This is a genomic window from Sandaracinobacteroides saxicola (genome assembly GCF_014117445.1).
GTDB classification, from domain to species: domain Bacteria; phylum Pseudomonadota; class Alphaproteobacteria; order Sphingomonadales; family Sphingomonadaceae; genus Sandaracinobacteroides_A; species Sandaracinobacteroides_A saxicola.
In genome coordinates, this window is the sequence record NZ_CP059851.1 from 3,214,131 (window position 1) to 3,231,127 (window position 16,997).

A 16,997-nucleotide genomic window follows, 5' to 3' on the forward strand; every position below is an offset into this window, starting at 1 on the left:
CGCATGACCGACCTGTCCCCCACCAAAGGCATGACCCCCGCCGAGATCGCCGCCCGCGTCGATGCCATCCTGGCCGAGGCCACCCTGGAGGAGAAGGTCGGCATGATGTCAGGCCGGGGTTTCTTCGACCAGATCCGGGATGACGGCGGCATCTGGGGGGCGCGCCCCTATCGCGCCGGCGGCGGCATGGAGCGGCTGAACGTGCCCGCCTTCTGGTTCACCGACGGCCCCCGCGGCGTGGCACGCGGCGAATCCACCTGTTTCCCCTGTACCATGGCGCGCGGCGCCAGTTTCGACACCGACCTGGAACGCCGCATCGGCGAGGCGATGAGCATCGAAATCCGCGCGCAGGACTGCAACCTGACCGGCGCGGTCTGCGTCAACCTGCTGCGCCACCCGGCCTGGGGGCGGGCGCAGGAAACCTATGGCGAGGATCCGCACCATCTGGGCGCGATGGGCGCGGCGCTGGCGGTCGGCCTGCAAACCCACAATGTCGCCGCCACCGTCAAGCATTTCGCGCTGAACAGCATGGAAAATGCCCGCTTCAAGGTGAATGTCGAGATTGACGAGCGCGCGCTGCACGAAGTCTATCTGCCGCATTTCAAGACCATCCTGGACGCCGGCTGCATGACCGTGATGAGCAGCTACAACAAGCTCAACGGCGAATATTGCGGCCAGCACCGGCATCTGCTCACCGACATCCTGCGCGGCGAATGGGGCTTCACCGGCTTCGTCCATTCGGACTGGGTGATGGGCGTATACAAGCAATATGGCGCCAGCGCGGGCCTCGACGTGGAGAATCCCGAACCCCTGGTGTTCGGCAAGAAGCTGGTCGCCGCGGTCGAGGCCGGCCACATCGCGCCCGGCGACATCGACACCGCCTGCCGCCGCATCCTGACCACGCTCTACACCATCAGTGCGGCGGAGGACCCGCTGCCCGCCTATCCCCTGTCGCTCGTCGCCAGCGAGGCGCACGCGGCATTGGCGCTGGAAGCGGCCGAGAAATCCGCCGTGTTGCTGGCGAACGATGGCACCTTGCCGCTGAAGAAGGGCGCGCGTCTGGCGGTGCTTGGCAAGCTCGCGGCCATGGTCAACACCGGCGACAATGGCAGCAGCCGGGTGCGCGCGCGCCATGTCGTCACCGCGCTCGAAGGGCTGCGCGCGGTCGCCGAGGTGGTGACGGGCGACGAGGACGACCTGGCCGCCGCGACCGCCGCCGCCGGCGGCGCCGACGCCGCGGTCGTGGTCGTCGGCTATACCGCCGAGGACGAAGGCGAGTTCATCCCCGGCGACATCACGCTGGGGCAGGAGGACCAGCTCGACCCGGTGCTGGAAAACGTCCCCGAGGAGGTGAAGGCCGCGCGCAAGCGCCGGCCCTTCTCGATCGGCGGCGACCGCCTCGACCTCGGCCTGCGGCCCGAGCAGGTGGCGCTGATCCACGCCGCCGCCGACAGTGGCAGGCCGGTGATCGTCGTCATCGTCGCCGGCAGCGCGGTGATGGTCGAAGGCTGGCACGACCGCGCCGCCGCCATCCTCCAGACCTTCTACAGCGGCCAGGCCGGCGGCACCGCGCTCGCCCGGCTGCTGTTCGGCGACGTCTCACCCAGCGGCAAGCTGCCCTTCATGGTGGCGCAGCGCGCGGAAGACTATCCCTTCTTCGACCGCGATGCCGACCGCATCACCTATGACCAGTGGCACGGCTATGCCAAGTTCGACCGGGAGCGGCTGACCGCACGCTACGGCTTCGGCCACGGCCTGAGTTATGCCCGCTTCGACACACGCGCCCCGCGCGCCCGGGTCACGCCCGTCGCCATCGAACTGGAGGCGACGGTGGCCAATCTCGGCGAATGCGCGGCCGAAACGCCCGTCCTCGCCTTCGTCGCCCCGCCCGGCAAGGCCGTCGAACGCTGGTCCTTCATGCTGAAGGCCTTCACCCGCGTCGCGCTGGCGCCTGGCGAAAGCCGCACCGTCCGCCTTGCCATTCCCCTCGACACGCTGCGCTACCGGGATGTCGACAGCCATGGCTGGCGGCTCGAACCCGGCGATTACACGCTCTACGTCGGCCACGGCAGCGGCAGTGGCGAGCAGCAATCCCTGACGGTCAGGCTTTGAGCCGGTGACCCCGCCGCTCACCATCGCGACCGAGGTGGAGATCGCGGCAACGCCGGAGCGTGTCTGGGCCATCCTGACCGATTTCGCCGCCTACCCGCAATGGAACCCCTACATCGTCGCCATCGAGGGCGACGCCACGCCGGGCACGGTGATGCAGGTGCACAGCGTGCCCCTTCCCGGCGCGCCTGAAATGGTGGCCCCGGTCCTGATGGTCAGCGCCGATTTCCCGCTGATGTGCTGGGAAGGCGGCCTGGCGGACCGTGGCCAGTTCCGCGGTGACCACCGCTGGCGGCTGGAGGCCATCGCCGGCGGCACGCGGGTTGCCCATGTCGAGGATTTCAGCGGCACCCTGGCGCCCGACATCCTGGCACGCCATGGCGACACCGTCCGCGCGGCGTTCGAGCGCTTCGACGCCGCTCTCAAAACGCGCTGCGAGGCATGAGCGGCGCGCTCACCCCGCTGCGGCGCGTCGGCTATGGCATCGGCGACATCGGCTTCAACCTTTTCTTCACCACCGCCAGCCTCTACCTGCTGTTTTTCTATACCGAGGCGATGGGCCTGCCCCCCGCCACCGCCGGCTGGATTTTCGCCGTCGCGCTGGTGTGGGATGCCGTCACCGATCCCGTCATGGGCTATCTCGCCAGCCGCACGCGCAGCCGCTGGGGCCGGTATCGCCCCTGGCTGCTGTTCGGCACGGTGCCGCTGGCCGCCAGCTGGGTGCTGATGTTCGTGCCCACCGGCCTTGCCGGCCTGTCGCTCACCCTGTTCGCCCTTGCCACCCACATGCTGTTCCGCACGCTCTACACCGTCGTCTCCATGCCCTACCTCTCGCTGTCGGCGGCGATGACCGCAGACAGCAACGAGCGCGGCCTGCTCGCCAGCATCCGCATGCTCAGCGCCACCGCCGCCGGCCTGTTCATCGCCTTCTTCACATTGAAACTGGTGGCGGCGTTCGGTGGTGGTGATGCCCGCACCGGCTGGCTGTGGGTCGCCATCCTTTATTCGGCGCTGTCCTGCCTGATCCTGTTCACCACCTTCGCCGCCACGCGCGAGGACACCGACATCGACGAGGGGCCGCTGCCAACGATCGCCGACATGATCCGGATGTTGCGCGCCAACGGCGCCTTCTGGCTGATCGCCTGCTGGCTGCTGATGGGTTCCATCGCCTCCACCCTGTTCGGCAAGACGCTCCCCTACTGGTTCAAATATGGCCTCAATGACGAGGCCGGCATCGGCCCCGCGCTCGCCACCATCACCGCGACCGCGATGCTCGGCATCCCGCTCTGGACGCTGGTGATGCGCCGCACCTCCAAACGCTTCATCACCATCGCCGGCGGCCTCGTCGGCATGGTCGGCTATACCGGCTTCTTCCTCGGCAGCACCGGCGCGCCGCTCTACGCCGCGCTCGCCGTCATGGGGTTGGGCGCCGGCGCCGGCTATCTCGCCTTCTGGGCGATGGTGCCGGACACGGTGGAACTCGGCGCCTTCCGCACGGGCGTGCGCGCCGAAGGCATGATCTTCGGCGTCATCAGCTTCGTGCAGAAGGCCGCGCTCGGCATCTCGGTCGGGCTGCTTGGCGAGCTGCTCGCGGCGATCGGATATGTCGCCAACCGGCCGCAAAGTGCCGACACGCTGCTCGCCATGGAGCGGCTGATGCTGTGGGGCCCGATCGGCTGCGGCCTCGCCGGTCTGGCGCTGATCGCCCGCTATCCCCTGGACCGCCGGCTGCACGGCCGGCTGGTCCGGGCACTGGCCTGGCGCAGGATCAGAACTTCATCCCCTTCGGCACCGCCACCGGCGTGAACTTGCCCAGCTTGCAGAAGCCGCGGTTCATCTTGGTGAACGGGTCCACGACATCGATGGTGTCGATGCTGCACAAATTGCCGATGCTCGACTTGATCACGAAGGTCGTGCTGCTGTCGGCATTGCAGCTGAACGGCAGGTCGCTGCGCAGCCAGCGGTTCACGCCGGTGCGGAACATGATGATGTTCTTGCCGACGGGCCGCGTCTCCTGAATCTCCCGCAGTTGCAGGCAGTCGCGCACCTTGCCGCTCGCCGGCAGGTCGGCCACGGCCTTCACCTCCTCCGGTGTCAGCGGTTTCGCCATGGCAGGCGCCGCCAGTGCCAGCAGAAGCATCGTCTTAGCCACGAAACGCATCTTTTGCCCTCCTTCTTGCCGCCAGTTCATCCACGGAATCCGCCCGAACAAAAGGATTAGTGGCAGCTTCCAGCGCCAGGGTGGTCGGCACCGTCGGCTGATTGTTGCGCCGCGCTTCCTGAACCGCGGCATAACGGGCCAGCAGTGCCGCATTGTCCGGCTCCACCGTTACCGCAAACGCCGCGTTCGACAGCGTATATTCATGCGCGCAATAGACCTCCGTCACCGGCGGCAGCGCCATCAGCTTCTTCAGCGCGGCGTGCATGTCGGCGGCATCGCCCTCGAACAAGCGCCCGCAGCCCATGGCGAACAGCGTGTCGCCGCAGAACAGCGCGCCGGCAAAGGCATAAGCAATATGCCCCGCGGTGTGCGCGCCGACGAACAGCACATTGCCGCTGGCATCGCCCAGCGTGACGATGTCGCCCTCGTCCACTGTCCCGTCGATGCCGGGGATGCGGAACGCCTCCCGTGCCGGCCCGATGATGGTGCAACCGGTCGCCGCCTTGATGGCCAGATTGCCGCCGACATGGTCCGGGTGCCAATGCGTGTTCAGGATGTGGGTGACGGTCAGTTCCCGCGCCGCCGCCGCTTCCAGCACCAGCTCGGCCACCGCCGGGTCCACCACCGCGCAGCGGCCGGCGGCATATTCATACAGCCAGACATAATTGTCGGTGAGCACCGGCACGCGGTGGACGGGGCGCGCCATCACCAGCTGCCGATGTTGGGCGCGCTGGCCCAGGGTTCGGCGGGCGCCAGCGCCGGGCCGGCCTGCAACAGCTCGATGCTGATGCCGTCGGGCGATTTCACGAAGGCCATGCGGCCGTCGCGCGGCGGGCGGTTGATCGTCACGCCGCCCTCCGCCAGCCGCGCGCACGCCGCATAGATATCCTCCACGGCATAAGCCAGATGTCCGAAGTTGCGCCCGCCGCCATAGCCGCCCTCGTCCCAATTGTGCGTCAGCTCCACCTGCGCGCCCTCATCCCCCGGCGCCGCCAGGAAGATCAGCGTGAAGCGCCCGGCCTCATTGTCGAACCGCCGCAGCTCCTTCAGCCCCAGCAGCCCGAAGAAGCGCAGCGTCGCGTCCACATCGGACACGCGGATCATGGTGTGGAGATATTTCATCTGAGCGCTCTTCGTTCATAGGTCTCGAACAGCTGAACCGCCCAGTCGGGCACCGGTGCCGGCGCCCCCCGCACCTCGGCCACATGCACCTGCACCTCCTCGCCGGTGGCGCGCAGGTCGTCCCGCCCGGCGCCGTGAATCTCGAACAGGAAGGTCATGCTGCTGCGGCCCACCCTTGCGCAGCGGACGCAGATGTCCACCTCCTCGTCCAGCAGGATCGCCGCCTTATACTGCACCTCGGCCTTGGCGACATGGAATTCCGGCCCGCCCGCCAGCGTCATCTTCTGGTACATGCCGACCGCGCGCCAATATTCCACCGCGCCGATGTCGAAATATTCCAGGTATCGGCTGTTGAACAGCACCGCCTGCGCGTCGATCTCGGCATAGCGCACGCGTTTGCGGAACGCGAAACGGAAATCGGCGCGGGGCATATTCCTCCTGTTCAACAACCGGACAGATGCGGCAGGATAGCAGCCATCGGGCCGGGGCCAACCCGGCAAAGCAAGAGGACGCGTGATGAGCCAGCCGCTGCAATCCCCCGTCATCGCCGGCGGCCTCGTCGCGCTGGGCCTCGCGCTCGCCGGGCTGCTGGTGGGCAATGGCATCGCCCGCATCAAGAGCGGCGACGCCGTCGTCAGCGTCCGCGGCGTCGCCGAGCGCAACGTCACCGCCGACCTTGCCACCTGGACCATCGCCACCCAGGCCGCCGGCAGCGACCTCGCCAGCGTGCAGGCGAAGGCCGATGCCGACGCCGCCGCCGTCCGCGCCTTCCTGAAAGCCAATGGTTTCGCCGGCGACGAGGTCAGCAACCGCGGCATCAGCGTCAGCCAGTACATGGACAGCAACAGCGGGCGCCTCAACATCACCATCCGGCAGCGCCTGCAGGTCCGCACCACCCGCATCAACGACATGGTGAAAGCCTTCGCCAACCAGGCGGAGATCATCCGGCAGGGGGTGGCGCTGGACAGCGACGGTGGCGGCGGCCTGACCTACAGCTTCACCAAGCTCAACGAGGTGAAGCCGGCGATGATCGCCGAGGCGACAAAGAGCGCCCGCGCCGCCGCCGAGCAGTTCGCGAAGGACAGCGAGACGGCGGTCGGCGGCATCCGCACCGCCACCCAAGGCCTGTTCAGCATCGAGGCGCGCGACGGCGAGACCGGCAGCGGCAGCGACACGCCGAACCAGAAGGTGCGCGTGGTGACCACCATCGAATTCTATCTCGACGAGTGAAGCCCCCCTATCGCAGACGCTTTGCCATCGGCTAACGCTGCCGGATGACGTCCGCGCACCCTTCCCACCCCGACAGCGGCGAGCCCGACGGCTCGCTGGGGGAATTGCTGCGCCTCGCCGGCCCGATCGCGCTGTCGCGGCTGGGCATCATGGGCATGGGCCTGACCGATGCCATCGTCGTCGGCCAGTATAGCGCGACGGAGCTTGGCTATCACGCGCTCGGCTGGTCGCTGACCGGCCCGGTGCTTTATGGCGGCATCGGCCTGTTGATCGGCGTGCAGGTGATGACGGCGCGGCTGATCGGCGCCGACCGGCCGCAGGACACCGGCGCGGTGTTGCGACGCGGCCTCAGCTATGCCTTCTGGCTGGGCGTGGGCTTCACGCTCGCGCTGCTGCTGATCGGCGACTGGGCGCTGCACCATGTCGGCCTCGAAGAGTCGCTGGCGGATGGCGGCGGCGCGGCGCTGAAGGTCTTCGCCCTGTCGATCACCTTCTACATGCTGTCCGACACGCTGCTGTTCTGGTTCGAGGCGCATGGGAAACCGGAAAAGGGCACCATCGCCATGTGGGCGGCCAATGTCGTCAACCTGGTGCTGAACCTGTGGATGGTGCCCGGCCATTCGCCCTTTGGCATCGATGGCGCCATCGCCAGCGGCTGGGCCACCTTCGGCGCGCGGCTGTCGCTGCTGCTGTTCCTGCTGGCCTTCCTCATCAGCTGGGACCGGTCGCGGCCCTATGGCGCCTATGCCCGGGCGCCGCGCGACCCGCCCGCCGAGCGCGAACAGCGCCGCATCGGCTATGCCAGCGGCGCCAGCTTCCTGATCGAGGGCGGCAGCTTCAGCGGCCTCAACATCCTCGCCGGCTGGCTGGGAACGCTGGTGGTGGCGGCCTGGGCGGTGACGCTGAACGTCGCCGGCATCGTCTTCATGATCCCGCTCGGGCTCGCCGGCGCCACCTCGGTGCTGGTGGCGCGCGGCATCGGCGCGCGGTCGATCGTGGCGGTGCGCCGCGCCTTCCGGCTGGGGCTGCTGGTGACGGCCGCGGTGCTGGTGCTGCTGTCCTTGGGCGTCTGGTTCGATCCGGCGCTGATCGCCCGCGCCTATGGCAGTGATCCGGCGCTGATCGCGCTCGCCGCGCCGGCGCTGCTGCTCTCCTGCCTGTTCTTCCTGGCCGATGGCCTGCAGGTGGTCGGCGCCAATGCGCTGCGCGCGCGCGGCGATGTCTGGTGGCCCACGCGGATGCACTTCATCAGCTATATCGTGGTGATGTGGCCGATCGCCTATGGCCTTGCCATTCCGCTCGGCATGGGCCTGAATGGCATCGTCTGGGGGGTCATCATCGCCAGCCTGGTGTCCGCCACCGCGCTCATCTGGCGCTTCTACGCTCTGGGCGAGCGCCTGCCCGAAAAAGCCGGAGACGTGCACTGATGCCCACCATCCCGAAAAGCCTGCAAGCCTTTGCCGTCCTCTATGGCGGCCTGCTGGTGGTGGCCGGCGTGCTGGGGTTCAAGCTGATCGGCCTGCCCGCCGGCCTCGCGGTCCCCGGCGGCGTGTTCGGCTTCCTGCTCGCCATCGCCGTCACCAACGCGGTTGCCGAGCTGCACGGCCGCGCCGTTGCCCAGCGCATGGTGATCATGGGCTTCGTGCCGCTCCTCACGGCAATCGCGCTGATGCAGCTGGTGCTCGCCCTGCCCCCCGCCGACGGCTGGACCGGCCAGGCGACGGCGGAGGCGGTGTTCGGCTCGTCGATGCGCCTGATCGTCGCCGGCATCGTCGCCTATGGCATCTCGCAGACGCTGGACGTCACCATCTTCACCTGGATGCGCGGCCAGCCCGGCGGCCATATGCTGTGGGTGCGCGCCACGGTCGCCGCGCTGATCGCGCAGACGGTCGACACGCTGATCTTCGTCACCATCGCCTTTCTGGGCGTGTTCCCGATCCTGCCGGTGATCGGCGGGCAGCTGCTGGCAAAGGCCGCCATCTGGGGCCTCGCCGTGCCACTGCTCTACTTGGCCGTCGGGGTCGGACGCCGGCTGGACTCACCAGCCGCCTGATTACCTATAGAAGATGTGGTTGCCGATGGTGGCAACCCGCTTCTTGTCCCAGTTCGGGTTGACGCGGGTGGCGTGGAAGCTGGTGGCATTGCCGACCATGTCCTTCCAGCTGTCGCTCATCGCAATGATCGCCAGCGCCTGCGCGGTTTCCCAGGGATCGGCCTCGCGCGGCGTTTCCCAGCGGCCCGAGCGGACGAAGCCGAACTGGCGCGGCTGCTTGATCACGCCGCAGACGCTATCCGCCCAGCGACCCGATTCCAGCCGGTTCATGATCACTTGCGCCACCGCCAGCTGGCCGGCGAGCGGTTCGCCCTTGGCTTCCCAATAAATGGCGATGGCCATGCATTTCTGCTCGGCCGTCAGCTTCAGCGGCGGCAGGTCGCGCACCGCATCGACCAGTTGCCGCAGGCTCTCGCTCTGCGGGGCGGGGGCGTCCACCGCCTTCTCCGAAATGTCGTCGTGCATCGGCAAGACATTTGCCGAAACCGGCTGGAACCCGGTGCCCTCATCCGCATTGGGAGCTTGTGCTGCTGCCACCAGAAGCACCGAAGCTGCAACCAGCAGCGAGACCCGTATTCTGCGACCCATTCAACCACTCATCGTTCGCGCGATCATGGGGCTGTCCGCCGGGGGCTGGAGCAACGGGGGGAAACCCGGTTGATCGAGCGGCCGTATCAGACGCGATCCGCGGTTGTCATTCCAGCCGATCTGCCCGGACCAGCCGACGCCGTGGGGCGTTCACCGCGTCTGGCGGCGCATTCATGTCCGGTCAACTTTTGTCACACATCCCGTCGATGAAGCGTTGCAGATGCGGGACGTCCAGTTCCACGACCCACAGATCGGGATCAAACCGCTGCTGGCGCGCAACGAAGCGTGTCACCGATTCGTCATCTTCCGCCGCCACCCGCCAGCGATGCCCACTGCCCACATCCGGCACCCGCTCCCATGCCCTCACGCCACCGGCGTCGCGGTGCAGCAGCAGGATGTTGCCGCGCTCCGCCTCGCCCCGCGCGATCAGCGTCGCAAAGCCGCCGGCCGCCTGCACCCGCCGCATCAGCCCGCTGACCCACAGGCCGCTGGGCAGGTCGCTCACGCGCGATAGCCGGGCAGGTCGGCAAGCGCGATGCGGCTGCGCATGAAGGTGCCCTGCCCGCGCGCCACCTCCTCCCCGGCGGCATCCAGCAGGCGGCTCTCCGCGATGATCACCCGCCGGCTGCCGCTCACCCAGCGCCCGCGCGCGGTCAGCGCCTCGTCATGCACCGGGCGGGTCAGGAACAGGTTGAACTGGGTGGTCAGCACGAAATGCTCATGCACCATCGAGTTCGCCGCATAGAAAGCGGCATCGTCGAGCATCTTGAAATAGATGGTGCCGTGCGCCGCGCCGGCGGCGTGGAACATGGTGGGTGGCACGGCAAAGCTGATGCGGCTCTGCCCCGCCTCCAGGATTTCCAGCTTCGACGGGAAGGCATGGTTGATCGCGGCCGCCGCATACAGCCGCTCCAGCCCCCGGAAATGCGCCTCCTCAGCCATGCGGCCCGAACACCCGGTCGAAGATGACATCCACCTGGCGCATGTGATGGTCGAGTGTGAACAGCGCGTCGAGCGCATCCGGGCCAAGATGCGCGGTCACCTCGGCATCGGCGCCCAAAAGGTCGCGCAGCTGCAAGGCGCCATCGCTCTGCCACACCTTCATGGCGTTGCGCTGCACGATGGCATAGCTGTCCTCCCGGCTCACGCCCGCCTGGGTCAGCGCCAGCAGCACGCGCTGCGAATGGATGAGGCCGCCCATCCGGTTCATGTTCGCCGTCATGCGCTCCGGATAGACCAGCAATTTGTCGATCACGCCGGTCAGCCGAACCAGCGCGAAATCCAGCGTGATGGTGGCGTCCGGCCCGATCATGCGCTCGACGCTGGAATGGCTGATGTCGCGTTCGTGCCACAGCGCCACATTCTCCAGCGCCGGCGTCACCATGCCGCGCACCAGCCGGGCAAGGCCCGTCAGATTCTCGGTCAGCACCGGGTTGCGCTTGTGCGGCATCGCGCTCGACCCCTTCTGCCCGGGCGCGAAATATTCCTCCGCCTCCAGCACTTCGGTGCGTTGCAGGTGGCGGATTTCCGTCGCCAGGCGCTCGACGCTGCCGGCGATCACCCCCAGCGTCGCGAAGAACATGGCATGCCGGTCGCGCGGGATGACCTGGGTGGAGATGGGTTCCGGCGTCAACCCCAGCTTCGCCGCGACATGCGCCTCCACCGAGGGCGGGATGTTGGCGAAGGTGCCGACCGCGCCCGAAATCGCGCAGGTGGCGATGTCGGCGCGCGCCGCTTCCAGCCGCGACCGGCAGCGGGCGAATTCGGCATGCGCCTGCGCCAGCTTCAGCCCGAAGGTGACGGGTTCGGCGTGGATGCCATGGCTGCGGCCGATGGTCGGCGTGAACTTATGCTCGAACGCCCGCCGTTTCAGCGCCGCCAGCAGCGCGTCCAGGTCGGCGAGCAGGATGTCGGACGCGCGCGCCAACTGCACCGCCAGCGCGGTGTCCAGCACATCGCTGCTGGTCATGCCCTGGTGCAGGAAGCGCGCCTCCTCGCCGACATGGTCGGCAACCCAGGTCAGGAAGGCGATGACGTCATGCTTCGTCACCGCCTCGATCGCATCGATGGCGGCCACGTCGATGGCCGGCTTCGTCGCCCACCAGGCCCAGACCGCCTGGGGCGCGGAGGCGGGCACCATGCCGATCGCCGCCATGGCGTCCAGCGCATGGGCCTCGATCTCGAACCATATATGAAACCGTGTTTCAGCGCTCCACAGCGCGACCATTTCGGGGCGGGAATAACGGGGGATCATGCCGTGGCGGTTAGAGCATTTTCAGAAAAAGTGGGAACCGGTTTTTTGCCCCGAAAATGCGACAAACAAAAAAACCCGGGCATCATCCAAGCTGCAACCGGTTCGTCCCCGCCGCCACGCTGGCCCGGCTGGTGCCTGCCAGTGCCGCGTTGCGGCTGCGCACGTCGGCGCTCCAGCGCCATTCGCAGCTGGCCCGGTCTTGCGTCAGCATCACTGCCATATAACCGCGCCGCGACGTGTCGCACCATTTCAGCTGCGGACTGGCGGCGATCAGCCCGGCGGCGACGTCGGCCGGTGGCGCCGCGCGCAGCGCCCATTCGAAGCCCGGCGATGTCACCGAACTGCCGGCGAACTCGACGCCTGAGGTGCGGCCGCAGCAGTCGAGATCGAACGCCCAGGCATTGTGGCTGTCGCCCGACAGCACCACCAGATTGGCGTTCGCATCCTGCGCGGCATAGAGCACCCGCGCCTTCGCCGCCGGATAGCCATCCCAGGCATCCAGGTTCATCGGCAGCCCCGCCTTTGCGGCCGCAACGCCCGCGCCGATGAAGCTCGCCACCCGCTTGTCGGGATTGAGACCGGCCCATTGCATGGCATTCAGCGGCGTGTTCACCCGCCCCATCACCACCTGCTGCGCCAGCAGCTGCCAGCGGGCGCCGCGCGCGGTCGATGCCTTCAATCCGGCTGCCAGCCATTCATCCTGTGCCGGGCTGATCAACGCCCGGTTGCCGGCCTGCCAAGTGGTGTCACGCACGCGGGCCAGCGCGGTCGCCACATCGGGCCCGGCCTTGATCACCTCCTCCAGCTCGATCTGCCGGTCGCGGCCTTCCGTGCGCGTGTCCAGCCGGAACAGGGTCGCCAGGGCGCCGATGTCATAGCTGGCATAGGGCGCGTTGCTGATCGGCAGCCAGTCGCGATGCGCCTTGGTCGCATTGGCCAGCCGCACGTCCCACGGCCCCTGGGTTTTCGGGTCATGGTTCTCCGCGCCGCCCTTCCATGTGTCGTTGGCACTCTCATGATCGTCCCAGATCGTGACGGTCGGATAGCGGGCATGCAGCGCCTGCAGGTCGGGATCGGCGCGATAGCTGGCGTAGCGTGCGTGATAGTCCGAAAGCGAGACGATCTCGCCGGCGGGATTGATGGTGCGGCCGGCGACGGTTTCCGCCGCCGAGGGATATTTGCCGCGGGCATATTCGTAGAGATAGTCGCCCAGATGCACCACCAGGTCGAACTGGTCGTCGGCAACGGCGTGGCCATAGGCGTTGAACCAGCCGTAGGGCAGGTTCGAACAGGAAAAGACCGCGAGCCGCGCCATGGCGACGCCGCCCTCGGGCAGTGTCTTGGTGCGCCCGACCATCGAGCTGGCGCCGCCGCGCCGGCCTTCGCCCGGGGCGGTAAAGCGGTAGTAATGCAGCCGGCCGGGTTCCAGGCCCGAAACGCTCACCTTGGCGCACCCGTCATTGGCCGGATCGGCGACGGTTTCGGCGCGGGCGACGATGCGGCTCATGCGCGGATCGGTCGCCACCTCCAGCTTCAGCGGCGTGGCGCGCGGGGCGACGAAGCGCGTCCAGAACAGCATCGAGCGCGCGCCGGGTTCGCCCGAGGCGACACCATGCGTGAACCCGGCAAGCGGCTGCGCCGACAGCCGACCGGGCAGCAGCAGCCCGGCGCCCAGCGCGACACCGCCGGTCAGCAGGGCGCGACGTTCCAGCGACAGTTTTTCCAGCCCATGCAGCATCGACTCGCTCCCTCTGTCCGCCCGCTACGCAAGCAGCATGACAGGCATGTTGCAAGGCAGGCCGAGGCTTGGCAGGGCAGGCGCCATGGCGAAGATGCGCAAGAAAGCCGACTTGCCGCAAAAGCAGTGCGCGCACTGCGGCCGGCCGTTCGCTTGGCGAAAAAAATGGGCGCGCGACTGGGACAATGTGCGCTATTGTTCGGACGCCTGCCGCGCCGGGAAGGTGCCGGCCCAAGGGGAGTGACGATCATGGCGACGCAATTGAAAGCGCTGGGGGACGTGAAATCACAAGTGAGCGCCGAGGAATGGAAACTGCGCGAGGAACTCGCCTGTGCCTATCGGCTGGTGGCGCACCATGGCTGGGACGACCTGATCTTCACCCACCTCAGCGTCCGCGTGCCGGGGCCGGAGCATCATTTCCTGATCAACCCCTATAACCTGATGTTCGACGAGATCACCGCCTCCTCGCTGGTGAAGATCGATGTCGATGGCCATCCGGTGATGGAAACGCCCTATCTCACCAACCCCGCCGGCTTCACCATCCATTCCGCCATCCACATGGCGCGCGAGGACGCCCATGCCGTCATCCACCTGCACACGCCGCACGGCCAGGCGGTCAGCGCGATGGCCGACGGGCTGATGCCGCTGACCCAGACGGCGATGCTGATCCGCGACGAGGTCGCCTACCACCATTATGAGGGCGTTGCGACCGACCTCGAGGAGCGGGAGCGGCTGGTGGCGGACCTGGGCACGAAAAGCGCGATGATCCTGCGCAACCACGGCACGCTGACCGTGGGCGAAAGCGTCGGCGAGGCGTTCCTGAAGATGTATTTCCTGGAACGCGCCTGCGAGGCGCAGGTCCACACGCTTGCCGGCGGGGTGGCGCTGGTGAACCATCCGCCGCAGGGCACGCCGGAAAAGGCGGCGGAGCAAGGCCGCATGGGGCTGAAAATGGTGAGCACCCTGCTCGCCTGGCCGGCGCTGATGCGCAAGATGGACCGGCTGGACCCGAGCTATCGCAACTGAGGGCCGTCAGCCCACCAACCATCACCTCTTTTGCGGCGAGCACAGAGGAAAATGGCGGATGGGAAACCGTTCGGAAAATTGTTCAGGCTGTGGCGAGAACGTTGATTGTCGAGCACCGGAGCGCAGCGTGCTGAGGCACGTGAGCACCGGAGCGCAGAGAATCGACGTTTGCAGCCCGGCTTGGACGATTTGCCGGACGGTTTCTCAGTAAATTCCGCCGGTCGATTTCAGGAAATCGGCGTCGCTGCGCACCACGCCCACGCGCCCGGTCAGCGCGGTGTTGGCGCGCGTCAGCCGGCGGGGTTCGCTCTCCGGCTTGAACGCCTCCCAGATCACCGCCGGCCGCGCTTCGCCGAAACCCGGCCAGACGCCGAACACCCGTTTGCCGCTGCGCCGGTCGATGCGCACCATGCGCACCCCGGCGGGCGCCAGGAAGGGGGTCTTGTCGGGGTCCTTCAGCGCCAGCTGCGCCCATTGCTTCCACACCGGCGCCGCGAACGTCCCGCCCTGGATCCAGCCGCCCAGATTGCGCGGCCGGTCATAGCCGATGTAGAGGCCGGCGACGAGGTCGGGCGTGCCGCCGACAAACCACACGTCGGTCGGCCCGCTGGTGGTGCCGGTCTTGCCGGCGATCGGATAGCCGAGATCACGCAGCGTCACCGCGGTGCCGCGTTCCACCACGCCCTCCAGCATGTGCACCACCTGATAGGCGGTGCGCGCGTCCATCACCTGCCGTGCGGTATCCGCCGGTTGCGGCATCGGCTGGCCGGTGTAGCCCGGCCGGTTGCAGTCCGCGCAGGCGCGCGCATCGGCGCGGAAGATCGCCTTGCCCTGCCGGTCCTGCACCAGGTCGAAGAGGATCGGTGTCACCTGCCGGCCGCCGTTGACCAGCGTCGAATAGGCGTTCACCAGCCGCATCGGCGTGGTCTCCCCGGCGCCCAGCGAGATCGCCAGCACCGGCTGGTAATTGCCGATGCCCAGGTCCTTCGCCAGCGCCACCACCTTGTCCATGCCGGTGTTGTAGGCGACGCGCACCGTCATCAGGTTGCGCGACTGTTCCAGCCCCCAGCGCATGGTCTGCGGCCCGGCATAGCCGCCGGTGAAGTTGCGGAAACATTTTTCCCCCAGCTGCCGCGTCTGGAACACGCAATAGGGCGCGTCCAGGATGATCGAGGCCGGGGTCATGCCATTGTCCAGCGCGGCGGCATAGACAAAGGGCTTGAAGCTGCTGCCCGGCTGGCGCTGCGCCTGGGTGGCGCGGTTGAAGGCGGAACCGCGCATGTCGAAGCCGCCGACCATCGCCAGGACGCGGCCACTGTGGGGGTCCTGCACCACCATCGCGCCCGAGACCGCCGGGATCTGCCGCAGCGACCAGCCGGCAAAAGCGCCGCCGCCGGACCGCGCGACAGGCACGACATCGCCGGCCTTCAGCAACTGCCACGCCGGGCGACCCACCCCGGCGCGCGGCATGGCGGCGTCGCCCAGCGCCATGCGGCCGGTGCTGCCATCGGTGAAGCCCAGCGTGATGGCATCGCCCCGGGCCAGCACCATCGCCGCCCGCCATTCCGGATAGCCCACGCCCAGGCGCAGCGCCGCCAGCCGGCCCTGCCACCCCTCGCCGGGATCGATCCGCGCCGCCGGCCCGCGCCATCCCTTCGCGCGGTCATAGCGCACCAGGCCATCGCGCAGCGCCTTTTCCGCCGCCTTCTGCATCACGGGGTCGATGGTGGCGCGCACCCACAGGCCGCCGGCATAGACGCTGTTCGGCCCGTCCGCCGCGCTTTCGCCAAAGCGCGCCATCAGCTGGCGCCGCAGTTCCTCCATGAAATAGTCGCCGTTGCGGTCGATCACCCGCACCGCCTGCCGGATGGTGGTGATCGGCGTCGCCCGCGCGGCGTCGCGCTCGGCCGCCGTGATCCAGCCATTGTCCGCCATCTGCCCCAGCACCCAGTTGCGCCGCGTCAGCGCCCGGTCATAGTTGGTGGTGGGGTTATAGTTGCTGGGCGCCTTGGGCAGGATCGCCAGAAACGCCGCCTCGGCCACGTCCAGCTCCCGCGCCGGCTTGCCGAAATAGGCCTGCGCCGCCGCCTCCACCCCATAGGCGTTGCGGCCGAGGAAAATCTCGTTGAGGTAGAGTTCGAGGATCTGCCCCTTGCTGAACTGCTGCTCGATGCGGCGCGCCAGGATCGCCTCGCGCAGCTTGCGTCCCAGCGTCACCTCGTTGGTCAGCAGCAAATTCTTCGCCACCTGCTGCGTGATGGTGGAGGCGCCGACCGGCCGCTTGTCGCTCGCCATCGATTCGATGTTGGTGACGACCGCCTGCGCGATGCCGAACCAGTCCAGCCCGCTGTGCTGGAAGAAGGTCTTGTCCTCCGCCGACAGGAAGGCCTGGATCAACAGCGGCGGCGTTTCGCCATAGGGCAGGAATACCCGCCGTTCACGGGCGAAGCTGCGGAACGGCGTGCCATCCACCGCGCGCACGTTGGTGGGCAGCGGCGCCTGGTAATTGGCGAGCGTGGAGGCATCGGGCAGCCCGCGCCCGATCAGATACCAGAAGAAGACCAGCGCCACCGCCAGCAGCCCGGCCACGAAGGCGCCGATCCGCCCCCAGCGCCGCTGCCGCGGCGACAGTGCCGCCCAGCGCGATGCGACACGGGCAACAAAGGGGGAGGAGGACGCCGACACACCGGCCTTTTAGCCCCGACGGGGCGCAAGG

Annotated in this window: 18 protein-coding genes; 8 read left to right on the forward strand and 10 right to left on the reverse strand. The window is 68.0% G+C overall.

All coding sequences use genetic code 11. The features are described 5' to 3' along the window. The first annotated feature begins 3 nt into the window (after nucleotides 1–3). Genes H3309_RS16100 through H3309_RS16110 form a run of 3 tightly spaced genes read left to right on the forward strand, consistent with a single transcriptional unit; the run spans nucleotide 4 to nucleotide 3,915 of the window. A complete protein-coding gene (locus H3309_RS16100) occupies nucleotides 4–2,112 on the forward strand; it encodes a beta-glucosidase family protein (RefSeq protein ID WP_182296034.1) in 2,109 nt (702 codons plus the stop codon). Between the two features lie 4 nt (nucleotides 2,113–2,116). Beyond that, nucleotides 2,117–2,554, forward strand: coding sequence for an SRPBCC domain-containing protein (locus tag H3309_RS16105; RefSeq protein ID WP_182296036.1), 438 nt, complete (start codon nucleotides 2,117–2,119; stop codon nucleotides 2,552–2,554). Then, a complete protein-coding gene (locus H3309_RS16110) occupies nucleotides 2,551–3,915 on the forward strand; it encodes an MFS transporter (protein ID WP_182296038.1) in 1,365 nt (454 codons plus the stop codon). Before H3309_RS16105 ends, H3309_RS16110 begins: the two co-directional genes overlap by 4 nt. Here the strand turns inward: H3309_RS16110 and H3309_RS16115 are convergent. From H3309_RS16115 to H3309_RS16130, 4 genes are read right to left on the reverse strand one after another with little or no spacing between them, the layout of a single operon-like run. Beyond that, nucleotides 3,878–4,270, reverse strand: a complete 393-nt coding sequence (locus H3309_RS16115) for a hypothetical protein (protein ID WP_182296040.1) — start codon at nucleotides 4,268–4,270, stop codon at nucleotides 3,878–3,880. The genes H3309_RS16110 and H3309_RS16115 overlap by 38 nt on opposite strands. After that, nucleotides 4,254–4,976, reverse strand: coding sequence for a hydroxyacylglutathione hydrolase (gene gloB / locus H3309_RS16120; RefSeq protein WP_182296042.1), 723 nt, complete (start codon nucleotides 4,974–4,976; stop codon nucleotides 4,254–4,256). Before gloB ends, H3309_RS16115 begins: the two co-directional genes overlap by 17 nt. Then, nucleotides 4,976–5,392 carry a VOC family protein gene (locus tag H3309_RS16125; protein ID WP_182296044.1) on the reverse strand — a complete coding sequence of 139 codons (417 nt, stop codon included), beginning with the start codon at nucleotides 5,390–5,392 and terminating at the stop codon, nucleotides 4,976–4,978. Before H3309_RS16125 ends, gloB begins: the two co-directional genes overlap by 1 nt. Then, nucleotides 5,389–5,823: an acyl-CoA thioesterase gene (locus H3309_RS16130; RefSeq protein ID WP_182296046.1), complete on the reverse strand. Its 435-nt coding sequence runs from the start codon at nucleotides 5,821–5,823 to the stop codon at nucleotides 5,389–5,391. Before H3309_RS16130 ends, H3309_RS16125 begins: the two co-directional genes overlap by 4 nt. An 85-nt stretch (nucleotides 5,824–5,908) precedes the next feature. On the opposite strand from H3309_RS16130, the gene H3309_RS16135 reads away from it, so the two are divergent. From H3309_RS16135 to H3309_RS16145, 3 genes are read left to right on the forward strand one after another with little or no spacing between them, the layout of a single operon-like run. Beyond that, on the forward strand, nucleotides 5,909–6,622 hold the full coding sequence (locus H3309_RS16135) for an SIMPL domain-containing protein (RefSeq protein WP_182296048.1): 714 nt from the start codon (nucleotides 5,909–5,911) through the stop codon (nucleotides 6,620–6,622). Nucleotides 6,623–6,666: 44 nt separating this feature from the next. After that, on the forward strand, nucleotides 6,667–8,049 hold the full coding sequence (locus tag H3309_RS16140) for an MATE family efflux transporter (RefSeq protein ID WP_182296050.1): 1,383 nt from the start codon (nucleotides 6,667–6,669) through the stop codon (nucleotides 8,047–8,049). Beyond that, nucleotides 8,049–8,675: a queuosine precursor transporter gene (locus tag H3309_RS16145; RefSeq protein ID WP_182296052.1), complete on the forward strand. Its 627-nt coding sequence runs from the start codon at nucleotides 8,049–8,051 to the stop codon at nucleotides 8,673–8,675. The genes H3309_RS16140 and H3309_RS16145 overlap by 1 nt, the downstream gene beginning before the upstream one ends. Here the strand turns inward: H3309_RS16145 and H3309_RS16150 are convergent, their stop codons facing one another. The 5 genes from H3309_RS16150 to H3309_RS16170 all read right to left on the reverse strand — a co-directional run bounded on the left by H3309_RS16150 (nucleotide 8,676) and on the right by H3309_RS16170 (nucleotide 13,255). Continuing rightward, nucleotides 8,676–9,140: a cell wall hydrolase gene (locus H3309_RS16150; protein WP_182296054.1), complete on the reverse strand. Its 465-nt coding sequence runs from the start codon at nucleotides 9,138–9,140 to the stop codon at nucleotides 8,676–8,678. Between the two features lie 304 nt (nucleotides 9,141–9,444). Continuing rightward, nucleotides 9,445–9,768: a DUF1491 family protein gene (locus tag H3309_RS16155; RefSeq protein WP_182296056.1), complete on the reverse strand. Its 324-nt coding sequence runs from the start codon at nucleotides 9,766–9,768 to the stop codon at nucleotides 9,445–9,447. Continuing rightward, nucleotides 9,765–10,205 carry a PaaI family thioesterase gene (locus tag H3309_RS16160; protein ID WP_182296058.1) on the reverse strand — a complete coding sequence of 147 codons (441 nt, stop codon included), beginning with the start codon at nucleotides 10,203–10,205 and terminating at the stop codon, nucleotides 9,765–9,767. The genes H3309_RS16155 and H3309_RS16160 overlap by 4 nt, the downstream gene beginning before the upstream one ends. After that, a complete protein-coding gene (gene purB / locus H3309_RS16165; RefSeq protein WP_182296060.1) occupies nucleotides 10,198–11,517 on the reverse strand; it encodes an adenylosuccinate lyase in 1,320 nt (439 codons plus the stop codon). The genes H3309_RS16160 and purB overlap by 8 nt, the downstream gene beginning before the upstream one ends. Nucleotides 11,518–11,599: 82 nt before the next feature. Next, nucleotides 11,600–13,255, reverse strand: coding sequence for an alkaline phosphatase D family protein (locus tag H3309_RS16170; protein WP_182296062.1), 1,656 nt, complete (start codon nucleotides 13,253–13,255; stop codon nucleotides 11,600–11,602). 85 nt (nucleotides 13,256–13,340) lie between these two features. Between H3309_RS16170 and H3309_RS16175 the strand changes: the two genes are divergently transcribed. Continuing rightward, a complete protein-coding gene (locus H3309_RS16175; protein WP_182296063.1) occupies nucleotides 13,341–13,499 on the forward strand; it encodes a DUF2256 domain-containing protein in 159 nt (52 codons plus the stop codon). A gap of 5 nt (nucleotides 13,500–13,504) precedes the next feature. Then, on the forward strand, nucleotides 13,505–14,281 hold the full coding sequence (locus H3309_RS16180; protein ID WP_182296065.1) for a class II aldolase/adducin family protein: 777 nt from the start codon (nucleotides 13,505–13,507) through the stop codon (nucleotides 14,279–14,281). Nucleotides 14,282–14,485: 204 nt separating this feature from the next. Here the strand turns inward: H3309_RS16180 and H3309_RS16185 are convergent, their stop codons facing one another. Then, the gene (locus H3309_RS16185) at nucleotides 14,486–16,966 is read right to left on the reverse strand and encodes a penicillin-binding protein 1A (protein ID WP_182296067.1); all 2,481 of its coding nucleotides are present in this window, start codon (nucleotides 16,964–16,966) and stop codon (nucleotides 14,486–14,488) included. Between the last annotated feature and the right edge of the window lie 31 nt (nucleotides 16,967–16,997).

Bases quoted from the DNA above. Each gene is read 5' to 3' on its own strand.
- H3309_RS16130 (WP_182296046.1), bottom strand. From the start codon at position 5,823: ATGCCCCGCGCCGATTTCCGTTTCGCGTTCCGCAAACGCGTGCGCTAT.
- H3309_RS16100 (WP_182296034.1), top strand. From the start codon at position 4: ATGACCGACCTGTCCCCCACCAAAGGCATGACCCCCGCCGAGATCGCC.
- H3309_RS16110 (WP_182296038.1), top strand. From the start codon at position 2,551: ATGAGCGGCGCGCTCACCCCGCTGCGGCGCGTCGGCTATGGCATCGGC.
- gloB (WP_182296042.1), bottom strand. From the start codon at position 4,976: ATGGCGCGCCCCGTCCACCGCGTGCCGGTGCTCACCGACAATTATGTC.
- H3309_RS16180 (WP_182296065.1), top strand. From the start codon at position 13,505: ATGGCGACGCAATTGAAAGCGCTGGGGGACGTGAAATCACAAGTGAGC.
- H3309_RS16150 (WP_182296054.1), bottom strand. From the start codon at position 9,140: ATGCACGACGACATTTCGGAGAAGGCGGTGGACGCCCCCGCCCCGCAG.
- H3309_RS16175 (WP_182296063.1), top strand. From the start codon at position 13,341: ATGGCGAAGATGCGCAAGAAAGCCGACTTGCCGCAAAAGCAGTGCGCG.
- H3309_RS16145 (WP_182296052.1), top strand. From the start codon at position 8,049: ATGCCCACCATCCCGAAAAGCCTGCAAGCCTTTGCCGTCCTCTATGGC.
- H3309_RS16140 (WP_182296050.1), top strand. From the start codon at position 6,667: ATGACGTCCGCGCACCCTTCCCACCCCGACAGCGGCGAGCCCGACGGC.
- purB (WP_182296060.1), bottom strand. From the start codon at position 11,517: ATGATCCCCCGTTATTCCCGCCCCGAAATGGTCGCGCTGTGGAGCGCT.
- H3309_RS16135 (WP_182296048.1), top strand. From the start codon at position 5,909: ATGAGCCAGCCGCTGCAATCCCCCGTCATCGCCGGCGGCCTCGTCGCG.
- H3309_RS16125 (WP_182296044.1), bottom strand. From the start codon at position 5,392: ATGAAATATCTCCACACCATGATCCGCGTGTCCGATGTGGACGCGACG.
- H3309_RS16170 (WP_182296062.1), bottom strand. From the start codon at position 13,255: ATGCTGCATGGGCTGGAAAAACTGTCGCTGGAACGTCGCGCCCTGCTG.
- H3309_RS16115 (WP_182296040.1), bottom strand. From the start codon at position 4,270: ATGCGTTTCGTGGCTAAGACGATGCTTCTGCTGGCACTGGCGGCGCCT.
- H3309_RS16160 (WP_182296058.1), bottom strand. From the start codon at position 10,205: ATGGCTGAGGAGGCGCATTTCCGGGGGCTGGAGCGGCTGTATGCGGCG.